The sequence below is a fragment of the Simplicispira sp. genome (genome assembly GCF_028687295.1).
Lineage (GTDB): Bacteria > Pseudomonadota > Gammaproteobacteria > Burkholderiales > Burkholderiaceae_C > Simplicispira > Simplicispira metamorpha.
The window spans coordinates 1-9,617 of the sequence record NZ_JAQUAL010000124.1 but is presented as its reverse complement, the minus strand read 5'-3'; the positions used below and the strand labels follow the sequence as shown (position 1 = coordinate 9,617).

Genomic DNA, 9,617 nt, shown 5'->3' with positions numbered 1-9,617 from the left:
ATGGTGTCCTGGCCTTCGGCGGGCATGTGGGGGTTCAGCTCAAACGGCTGAAAGTGCAGCTCGGCGGTGATGTCCGGCGCCACGCGGGCGAGAGCGGCTTGCAGCGCGCCCAGGCCGACGGCGCACCAGGGGCAGGAAACGTCGGAGACAAAGTCGATGCGCAAGGTGGGGGGAGCGGAATAGGTCATGGCGCACATTCTTCACAGCACGGCACACCTTGTGTCGCTTTCTGTTTTTGGCCCTGGCAGGAAGTGGGGTTGCTCACATGGCAGGAACGAAAAAATGGTTTCGGCAACGACCGCTCATTGCAGCACCGCATCCCGTTGCTGCGCCATATCCTGACCGTTTGGCGCCCTGGTCAGCCAGCCAAAAACAGCGCTAGCCGCCCAGGCGCGCGCGCAGCAAATCAGTGGCTTGCTGCGGGTTGGCCTTGCCCTTGCTGGCCTTCATCACCTGGCCGACCAGTGCGTTGAAGGCTTTGTCCTTGCCCGCCTTGAACTGCTCGACGTTGCCGGGGTTGGCGGCAATCACCTCATCGACGATTTTTTCCAGCGCGCCGCTGTCATTCATCTGCTTGAGGCCCTTGGCCTCGATGACCGCATCGACATCGCTGGCCTCGCCGCTCCACAGCGCCTCGAACACCTGGCGCGCGGCGTTGTTGCTGATGGTGCCGTCCTGGATGCGGCCAATCAGCGCGGCCAGTTGCGCGGCGCTGACGGCGGCGCTTTCGATGCCGCTGTCTTGCGCGTTCAGGCGGCGCGAAATCTCGCCCATGATCCAGTTGCTGGCCAGCTTGGCCTGGCCGCTGGCCTGGGCGGCGGCTTCAAAGTAGGCGGCCATGGCCTTGCTTTGCGTGAGCAGGGTGGCGTCGTACTCGGGCAGGCCGTAGTCCTGCACAAAGCGCGCCGCCATCACGCGCGGCAGCTCGGCCATGTCGGCGCGCACGCGCTCCACCCACTCGGGCGCAATCACCAGCGGCGGCAGGTCGGGGTCGGGGAAGTAGCGGTAGTCGGCCGCGTCTTCCTTGGTGCGCATGGCGCGCGTCTCGCCCGTGTCGGGGTTGAACAGCACGGTGGCCTGCTGGATGGCGCGGCCATCTTCAATCTCTTCAATCTGCCAGCGGATCTCGTAGTCGATCGCCTGCTGCATGTTCTTGAAGCTGTTGAGGTTCTTGATCTCGCGGCGCGTGCCCAGTTCGGCGCCGGGCCTCCTTACCGAGACGTTGGCATCGCAGCGGAAACTGCCCTCTTGCATGTTGCCGTCGCACACGCCAATCCAGGTGACGAGCTTGTGCAGCTCTTTGGCGTAGGCCACGGCCTCTTCGGACGAGCGCATGTCGGGCTCGGTCACGATCTCCAGCAGCGGCGTGCCCGCGCGGTTCAGGTCGATGCCCGACTGGCCGATGAAGTCTTCGTGCAGCGATTTGCCCGCGTCTTCTTCCAGGTGGGCGCGCACCAGGCGCACGGTTTTCTTCTCGTCACCCAGAAAGAACGACACCTCGCCGCCCTGCACCACCGGAATCTCGAACTGGCTGATCTGGTAGCCCTTGGGCAGGTCGGGATAGAAGTAATTTTTGCGCGCAAAAATGCTGACGGGCGCAATGTGCGAGCCCAGCGCCAGCCCGAGTTTGATGGCGCAGGCCACGGCCTCGCGGTTCATCACCGGCAGCGTGCCGGGCAGGGCCAGATCGACGGCGCAGGCCTGGGTGTTGGGCTCGGCGCCAAAGGCGGTGCTGGCGCGGCTGAAGATTTTGCTCTTCGTGGCCAGCTGGGCGTGGGTTTCAAAGCCGATGACGACTTCGTAACCGTGGATCAGTTTCACAGACATGGGCTGTCCTTGGCTATCAAAATGGGAGCTGCTGGCGCACGGCTGGCGGCGTTTTCAGCCTGGTTTAGTGCTGAATCGCTTGCGTGGCGTGCGCTGGCAGCTATGGTTTTCAGAGCGGGCCGCGCAGGTGGAAGTCCGTGGCCTGCTGCAGGCGGTGGGCGGCGTTGAGCAGCCGCGCCTCGGCAAAGTAGTTGCCAATCAGTTGCAGGCCCACGGGCATGCCGCCCGCGCCAAAGCCTGCGGGCACGCTCATGCCGGGCAGGCCCGCCAGCGAGGCGGGCAGCGTGAAGATGTCGGCCAGGTAGTCGGCCAGCGGGTCGTTGCCGTGCTCGCCGATTTTCCAGGCCACGGTGGGCGCCACGGGGCCAGCGATCAGGTCGCAGTCTTGGAAGGCGTTCTGGAAGTCGTTGGCGATCATGCGGCGCACCTTTTGCGCTTGCAGGTAGTAGGCGTCGTAGTAGCCGTGCGAGAGCACATAGGCGCCGGTCATGATGCGGCGCTTGACCTCGGCGCCAAAGCCTTCGGCGCGGGTCTTTTTGTACATGTCTTCGAGGTCGGTGAAGTGGTTGGCGCGGTGGCCAAACTTCACGCCGTCAAAGCGGCTCAGGTTGGACGATGCCTCGGCGGGCGCAATGATGTAGTAGACGGGAATGGACAGCTCGGTGCGCGGCAGGCTGATGGGAACCAGCTTGGCGCCGAGTTTTTCGTATTCGCGCAGGGCGGCATCGACGGCGGCGCGCACGTCGCTGGCCAGGCCGTCGCCAAAGAACTCTTTCGGGATGCCGATGCGCAGGCCGTCCAGGCTGTCGTTGAGCGAGCGGCTGAAGTCCTCAGCGGGCATGTCCAGCGAGGTGGAGTCGCGGTCGGGGTCGGGGCCGCACATGGCGGACAGCAGGATGGCGCAGTCTTCGGCGCTGCGCGCCATCGGGCCGGCCTGGTCGAGGCTGGAGGCATAGGCCACCATGCCGTAGCGCGAGGCGCGGCCATAGGTCGGTTTGATGCCGGTGATGCCGCAAAACGATGCCGGCTGGCGGATGGAGCCGCCGGTGTCGGTGCCGGTGGCGGCTGGCGCCAGGCGCGCGGCCACGGCCACGGCGCTGCCGCCGGACGAACCACCGGGCACATGGTCGTGGTTCCAGGGGTTGCGCACGGGCGCCGGGGCGTCAAAGCCCACGGGCGCGACGGCGGAGTTTTCGTTGGCCGAGCCCATGGCGAACTCGTCGCAATTGAGCTTGCCCAGCGTCACGGCGCCCGCCTGGGCGAGTTGGGTGACCACGGTGGCGTCAAAAGGCGACTGGTAGCCCACCAGCATCTTCGAGCCAGCGGTGGTGGGAAAGTCGCGCGTGACGAAGATGTCCTTGTGGGCGATGGGCACGCCTTCCAGCACGCCGGCGCTGCCGGCGGCGATGCGCGCATCGGCGGCGCGTGCCTGGGCCAGCGTGGCCTCTTCGTTGAGGGCGACATAGGCGCCCAGCGGCTGGTGGCTGTGGGCGCGGGCCAGAAAATGCTGGGCGGTCTCCAGGGCGCTCACGTGGCGCTCGCGCAGGGCGCTGGTCAGCGCGGCCACGCTCAGGTCATGCAGGGGGGTGTTGGAAGAAGTCATGCGTGCGTCACTCAATCACTTTGGGCACCAGGAACAGGCCGCGCTCCACGGCGGGAGCGCTCTTCTGGTTGGCTTCGCGCTGGTTGGGTTCACTGGCAACATCGTCGCGCAGGCGAAGCTGTACGTCCTGGATGGTGGCCACCGGGTGGGCCAGGGGTTCGATACCGCTGGTGTCCACCGCACGCATCTGCTCCACGGTGGCAAAAAAGCCATTGAGTTGTGTGAGCATGCGCTCGCTCTCGGATGGGCTGAGTTCAAGCCGTGCCAGATGGGCAATGCGGCCAATATCCTGGGGGGTCAGTGCCATAGGGGGAATGGGTGTCAGATGGGCGTCAGAAACCAGATGTAAAGCTGTGTCTGCGGATGTACCAAAAAGGGTTGTCCACAGGGGATGCGGTATTATCCCGCCTTTGCCGCAATACCATGCCCACTGCCGGTCATTGTGCGAAAAAGAGCCACTTTAGACCCCGTAAACACCCCGTTACATACCCGGCGACTGCAAGCCGAAGCGCATGCCGTGCCCGAGAGGATTTTGAATGTTCGGAGCTTTCCGTCGGTACTTCTCCACCGACCTGGCCATTGACCTTGGCACCGCCAATACCCTGATTTTTGCCCGCGACAAGGGCATTGTCCTCGACGAACCTTCGGTGGTGGCCATCCGCCACGAAGGGGGCCCCCACGGTAAGAAAGTGATTCAGGCCGTGGGCCGCGAGGCCAAGGCCATGCTGGGCAAGGTGCCTGGCAACATCGAGGCCATCCGCCCGATGAAGGACGGCGTGATTGCTGACTTCGTCATCACCGAGCAGATGATCAAGCAGTTCATCAAGATGGTGCATCCGCGCACCTTGCTCACGCCCAGCCCGCGCATCATCATCTGTGTGCCTTGCGGTTCTACGCAGGTGGAGCGCCGTGCTATCAAAGATGCAGCAGAAGCCGCAGGCGCCACGGCCGTTTACCTGATTGAAGAGCCCATGGCTGCTGGCATCGGCGCTGGCCTGCCAGTGAGCGAGGCCAGCGGCTCCATGGTGGTTGATATTGGCGGCGGCACCACCGAGGTGGGCGTGATCTCGCTGGGCGGCATGGTCTACAAAGGCAGCGTGCGCGTGGGCGGCGACAAGTTCGACGAAGCCATCATCAGCTACATCCGCCGCAATTACGGCATGCTGATTGGCGAACCCACCGCTGAGGCCATCAAGAAAAACATCGGCTCGGCCTTTCCTGGCTCGGAAGTCAAAGAGATGGAAGTGCGTGGGCGCAACCTGTCGGAAGGCGTGCCGCGCAGCTTCACCATTTCCAGCAACGAAGTGCTGGAAGCCCTGACCGAGCCGCTCAACCAGATTGTCTCTGCCGTGAAAAACGCGCTGGAGCAAACCCCGCCCGAGCTGGGTGCCGATATTGCCGAACGCGGCATGATGCTGACCGGCGGCGGTGCGCTCTTGCGCGACCTCGATCGCCTGCTGGCCGAAGAAACCGGCCTGCCCGTGCTGGTGGCTGAAGACCCGCTGACCTGCGTGGTGCGTGGTTGCGGCATTGCGCTGGAGCGCATGGGGCGCACTGGCAGCATCTTCACCAGCGAGTGAGGCGGCCTGGCCTGCCCGGCAGGCCGACATGCCGCAATTGCATGACCGCTTTTGCCACCTTCCGAGCCGATGCTGCGCTGGTGCGTGCCGGGCAGCGCAACGCCTGAACGGAGGCCCCCATGTCCCTGGGAACCCTGGACCGCACCACGCCCTCTTTTATGCGCCAAGGGCCATCGGCCCTGTCGCAAATCGTTTTGTATATTGCGCTGGCGCTGTTGCTGATGCTGGCGGACGTGCGCTGGCGCATCACCGACCCGCTGCGCCAGGTGGTGTCCACGGTGCTGTATCCGGTGCAGTGGCTGATGGTGCAGCCGCTGGAGTTTTTCAGCCGCGGGTCAGACTATTTTCATGCCCTGCAAACCGCACAGGATCAGGCCGACACCGCGCGCAAAGAGGTGTTGCAGCTGTCGCTGCGTGCCAACCAGGCCCAGGAGCTGCTGCAGGAGAACGAGCGGCTGCGCAAGCTGCTCGATTTGCGTGAGCGGCTGCAAGCGCCTGCACGGGCGGCGCAAATCCTGTACGACACGGCCGACCCCTACACCCGGCGCGTGGTCGTAGACCAGGGCCAGGTACACGGGGTGGAACTGGGCTCGCCGGTGCTGGACGACGCTGGCGTGCTGGGCCAGGTCACGCGGGTGCACCCGTTTCTGAGTGAGGTGACGCTGCTGGTGGACCGCGACCAGGCCATTCCCGTGCTCAATATCCGCACGGGGGCGCGCGGCGTGGCCTATGGCGACCCAGTGGCCAGCCACGGCGGCGGTCTGGAACTGCGTTTCGTCTCGGCCAACGCCGATGTGCAAGAGGGCGATGTGCTCACCACCAGCGGACTCGATGGTGTCTACCCCTCTGGCCTGCCCGTGGCACGGGTGGTACGGGTAGAGCGGCGCGCCGACTCCGCATTTGCGCGCATTTATTGCACGCCCACCGCGCGGGTAGAGGGTGCGCGCCATGTGATGCTGATTACACCGACGGCAGGCACCGATCCGGCGCGCCCCACCGCCGAGCCAGCGGCAGTGCTCAAGAAGGGCAAACAAAAATGAAACACCAGCCACTTCCAGGGCACCTGCGGCGCACAGGGCGGGAGGCACCATGATCATGCCCCGTGGGCAGCAACTGCTGCTGCCAGTCAACCCGGTCTTCATTGGCGCCAGCCTGGCAGCGGCGCTGGCCATCAACATGCTGCCCCTGGGCCGCGTGCTCTGGATGCCCGATGTGTTGATGGTGCTGCTGGCCTTCTGGGGCGTACACCAGCCTCTGCGTGTGGGCATGGGGCTGGCCTTTGTGTTCGGTCTGTGCATGGACGTTCACCAGTCTGCGCTGCTGGGCCAGCATGCGCTGGCCTATGCGCTGGTGCTGTTTGGCACCTCCATGACGCACCGGCGGCTGCTGTGGTTTCGGGCCTGGTTGCAGGCGCTACAGATGTTGGGTCTGTTTGTGGGCGCACATGCGCTACAGGCGCTGATTCGGTTGTTGTCGGGGGGCGTGTTTCCGGAGTGGGACATTTTGTGGGCGCCGGTGCTGGAGGCCTTGCTGTGGCCGCTGGCCAGCATGTTGCTGCTGGCGCCGCAACGCCGCGCTCCCGACCAGGATGCCAACCGGCCGTTATGAGCGAGATGTGCTCTGGCTTGGCGGTAGGGTATGGCCTGCGTGGTGCCAGCGCAGTGCCTGAGTGCAGGTGCCAACCAGGGGGTGCGCCTTGACCGAGCTGCGCAATGTGGAGCTGGATGCGGCGCGTTTTCGCGCCCGCGTGCTGGTGGTGGGGCTGGCGGTGTTGCTGGCGTTCTGCCTGGTGGTGGCGCGCCTGGTTTTTTTGCAGGTGGTGCGCCACGAGGATTTGGCCGAACAGGCCGAGAGCAACCGCACTGCCGTGCTGCCGGTGGTTCCCAACCGGGGCCTCATTCTGGATCGCAATGGCGTGGTGCTGGCCACCAACTACGCCGCCTACACGCTGGAGATCACACCCTCCAAGGCCGGGGTGCTGGAAGAAACCATTCAGGAGCTGTCCAAGGTGGTGGACATCCACGCCCGTGACAAACGCCGCTTCAAGCGCCTGATGGAAGAGTCGCGCAGCTTTGATTCGCTGCCCATCCGTACCCGCCTGACCGACGAAGAGGTGGCCCGTTTCACGGCCCAGCGCTACCGCTTTCCGGGCGTGGACATCAAGGCGCGGCTGTTTCGCAACTACCCGCTGGGCGAGGTGGCCAGCCACGCCATTGGCTACATCGGGCGCATCAACCAAAAAGAAAAAGAGCGCATCGAAGACTCCGAAGAAGAAGCCAATTACCGGGGCACCGAGTACATCGGCAAGCTGGGCATAGAGCAAAGCTTTGAAGCGCAGCTGCACGGCATCACCGGCGTGGAGCAAATGGAAACCTCGGCGGGCGGGCGCGCCGTGCGCCGGCTCAACAGCTTTCCTGCCACGCCGGGCCACACGGTGGCCTTGTCGCTGGACATCAAGCTGCAAAAGCTCATTGAAGACCTGTATGGCGATCGCCGGGGTGCGCTGGTGGCCATAGACCCGCGCAATGGCGAGGTGCTGGCACTGGTGAGCAAGCCCACGTTCGATCCCAACCTGTTCGTCGAGGGGATTGACCAAGAAAACTGGAGCGCGCTCAACGAGTCCATTGACAAACCGCTGCTCAACCGAGCGCTGCGCGGTACCTACCCGCCAGGCTCGACCTACAAGCCGTTCATGGGGCTGGCGGCGCTGGAGACGGGCAAGCGCACCGCAGGCACCATCATCCACGACGGTGGCTCCTGGACGTTTGGTGGCCATACCTTCCGCAGCCATGGCGACCACGGCCTGGGTGCGGTGGATTTGTACCGCAGCATCGTGCAGTCGAGCAACGTGTACTACTACCAGCTGGCCAATGACATGGGCGTCGATGCCATGCACGACTTCATGAAACCGCTGGGCTTTGGCCAGTTCACCGGCATTGACCTCAATGGCGAGCTGCGCGGCGTGCTGCCCAGCCAGGAGTGGAAGCGCAACGCCTACCGCCGGCCCGAGCAGAGAAGGTGGTATGCGGGCGAAACCATCTCGCTGGGCATTGGCCAGGGTTACAACAGTTTCACCATGCTGCAACTGGCCTACGCCACGGCCACGTTGGCCAATGGTGGCGTGCAGCACCGCCCGCACCTGGGCATGGCCACCATCGATGCGGTCACGCGCGAGCGCCGCTCCATCGAGCCCCCGGCGCCGGTCAACCTGGGCTACAAGAGTGAGCACATCGAGGCCGTGCGCCGTGCCATGGTGGGCGTGACGCAGGGCGGCACCTCGACGCGGGTGTTTGCTGGCGCGCGCTACGTGTCGGCGGGCAAAACCGGCACGGCGCAGGCCGTCACCATCGGCCAGAAAGACAAGTACAACGCCGCGCGCCTGCAAGAGCGCCAGCGCGATCACGCCCTCTACATCGCCTTTGCCCCGGCGGATGCGCCGCGCATTGCGCTGGCCGTGATTGTGGAGAACGCCGGTTTTGGCGGTGCCCAGGCGGCGCCCATCGCCCGGCGCGTGTTCGATTACTGGCTGCTGGACGAATACCCCAGCGAAGAAGACATTGCCGCCGTGCGCAAAGGCCAGGCCATGGCGCCCGTCGGCAAGTCCCGGCCCGTGGCCGAGATCGAGCTGCCGGTGCGCTGAAAGCGCCGCGCGGCGGCACGTCCCCGCGCGGCGCTTTCAGCGCGCGCGCATCAGCGTGCTTTTGCCAAACAGGCTCTCCAGCAAGTCCACGGCCAGTTCGGCGCTCTGGTTGCGCACGTCGCGCGTCGGGTTCAGTTCCACCACATCCACCGAGCCCAGCGCACCGCAGTCGGCCAGTATCTCCATGCACAGCTGGATTTCGCGGTAGGTGGGGCCGCCGCGCACGGGCGTGCCTACCCCGGGTGCCACGGTGGGGTCGAGGCAGTCCAGGTCAAAGCTGACGTGCAGGTGGGTGTGCCGGTCCACACCGTACAGGGCCTGCGCCATGGTGGCGCGCATGCCCACCTCGTCGATGTAGCGCATGTCGTACACCTCGATGCCCAGGGCGTTGACGAAGCGTTTTTCTGCCGCGTCCACGCTGCGCACGCCCAGCAGGGCCAGTTGCGCGGGCACCAGCGCCGGGCTGTGCCCCGCCAGGTGCGTCAGGCCCTGCGGCCCGTGGCCCAGCAGGCAGGCCACGGGCATGCCGTGCAGATTGCCACTGGGGCTGGTGGCTGGGGTGTTGGCATCGGCATGGGCGTCCAGCCACAGCACTTTCAGGCGCTGGCCGCGCTGGCGGCAGTGCCGGGCCACAGCGCTGATGGAGCCCACGGCCAGGCTGTGGTCGCCGCCCAGCAGCAGCGGCAGGTGGCCTGCCGCCAGCGCTTCGGCGACGGCGCCACACACCGCCGCATTCCACTGCGCCACCTCGGCCAGATGCCGAAAACCCTGCTGTGGCGCGTGCCCGGCGTGGTGATCTACGCCGGGGCCACTCAGGTTGCCTTGGTCGATGGCGTGCAGGCCGCGTGCGCGCAGCGCCGGGGCGATACCGGCAATGCGCAGGGCGTCTGGCCCCAGGCTGGTGCCGGGCAGGTTGGCGCCTGCATCGCTGGGTGCGCCGATCAGGGCGATGGAGGGGCGGGGTGTG

General features: G+C 65.5%; 9 protein-coding genes. 4 read left to right on the top strand and 5 right to left on the bottom strand.

The annotated features are described in order from the left end of the window. From PHX69_RS12630 to gatC, 4 genes are all read right to left on the bottom strand, one after another. Positions 1 to 188 (bottom strand): DsbA family protein (locus tag PHX69_RS12630; RefSeq protein ID WP_288044096.1); only part of this gene is annotated, 188 nt, incomplete at its 3' end. 190 nt (positions 189 to 378) lie between these two features. Next, complete coding sequence (gene gatB, locus PHX69_RS12625; protein WP_288044094.1) at positions 379 to 1,827, bottom strand: Asp-tRNA(Asn)/Glu-tRNA(Gln) amidotransferase subunit GatB; 1,449 nt, start codon at positions 1,825 to 1,827, stop codon at positions 379 to 381. 109 nt (positions 1,828 to 1,936) lie between these two features. Next, positions 1,937 to 3,430, bottom strand: a complete 1,494-nt coding sequence (gene gatA / locus PHX69_RS12620; protein WP_288044092.1) for an Asp-tRNA(Asn)/Glu-tRNA(Gln) amidotransferase subunit GatA — start codon at positions 3,428 to 3,430, stop codon at positions 1,937 to 1,939. A 7-nt stretch (positions 3,431 to 3,437) separates the two neighbouring features. Next, the gene (gene gatC / locus PHX69_RS12615; RefSeq protein ID WP_119013234.1) at positions 3,438 to 3,737 is read right to left on the bottom strand and encodes an Asp-tRNA(Asn)/Glu-tRNA(Gln) amidotransferase subunit GatC; all 300 of its coding nucleotides are present in this window, start codon (positions 3,735 to 3,737) and stop codon (positions 3,438 to 3,440) included. Between the two features lie 229 nt (positions 3,738 to 3,966). On the opposite strand from gatC, the gene PHX69_RS12610 reads away from it, so the two are divergent. From PHX69_RS12610 to mrdA, 4 genes are all read left to right on the top strand, one after another. Beyond that, positions 3,967 to 5,010, top strand: coding sequence for a rod shape-determining protein (locus PHX69_RS12610; protein ID WP_119013233.1), 1,044 nt, complete (start codon positions 3,967 to 3,969; stop codon positions 5,008 to 5,010). A 119-nt stretch (positions 5,011 to 5,129) separates the two neighbouring features. Continuing rightward, the gene (gene mreC, locus PHX69_RS12605; RefSeq protein WP_288044089.1) at positions 5,130 to 6,050 is read left to right on the top strand and encodes a rod shape-determining protein MreC; all 921 of its coding nucleotides are present in this window, start codon (positions 5,130 to 5,132) and stop codon (positions 6,048 to 6,050) included. Positions 6,051 to 6,099: 49 nt separating this feature from the next. Continuing rightward, entirely contained in the window at positions 6,100 to 6,618 is a 519-nt protein-coding gene (gene mreD, locus PHX69_RS12600; RefSeq protein ID WP_119013231.1) for a rod shape-determining protein MreD, read from the top strand. Positions 6,619 to 6,706: 88 nt separating this feature from the next. Continuing rightward, positions 6,707 to 8,650, top strand: coding sequence for a penicillin-binding protein 2 (gene mrdA, locus PHX69_RS12595; protein ID WP_119013230.1), 1,944 nt, complete (start codon positions 6,707 to 6,709; stop codon positions 8,648 to 8,650). Positions 8,651 to 8,686: 36 nt separating this feature from the next. Here the strand turns inward: mrdA and rocF are convergent, their stop codons facing one another. Beyond that, positions 8,687 to 9,601 (bottom strand): arginase, encoded by a 915-nt coding sequence (gene rocF, locus PHX69_RS12590; protein WP_288044098.1) that lies wholly within the window; start codon positions 9,599 to 9,601, stop codon positions 8,687 to 8,689. Positions 9,602 to 9,617 lie beyond the last annotated feature (16 nt).

Coding starts and splice junctions, on each gene's coding strand:
- gatB (WP_288044094.1), bottom strand. CDS start 1,827: ATGTCTGTGAAACTGATCCACGGTTACGAAGTCGTCATCGGCTTTGAA.
- PHX69_RS12610 (WP_119013233.1), top strand. CDS start 3,967: ATGTTCGGAGCTTTCCGTCGGTACTTCTCCACCGACCTGGCCATTGAC.
- mreC (WP_288044089.1), top strand. CDS start 5,130: ATGTCCCTGGGAACCCTGGACCGCACCACGCCCTCTTTTATGCGCCAA.
- gatC (WP_119013234.1), bottom strand. CDS start 3,737: ATGGCACTGACCCCCCAGGATATTGGCCGCATTGCCCATCTGGCACGG.
- mreD (WP_119013231.1), top strand. CDS start 6,100: ATGATCATGCCCCGTGGGCAGCAACTGCTGCTGCCAGTCAACCCGGTC.
- gatA (WP_288044092.1), bottom strand. CDS start 3,430: ATGACTTCTTCCAACACCCCCCTGCATGACCTGAGCGTGGCCGCGCTG.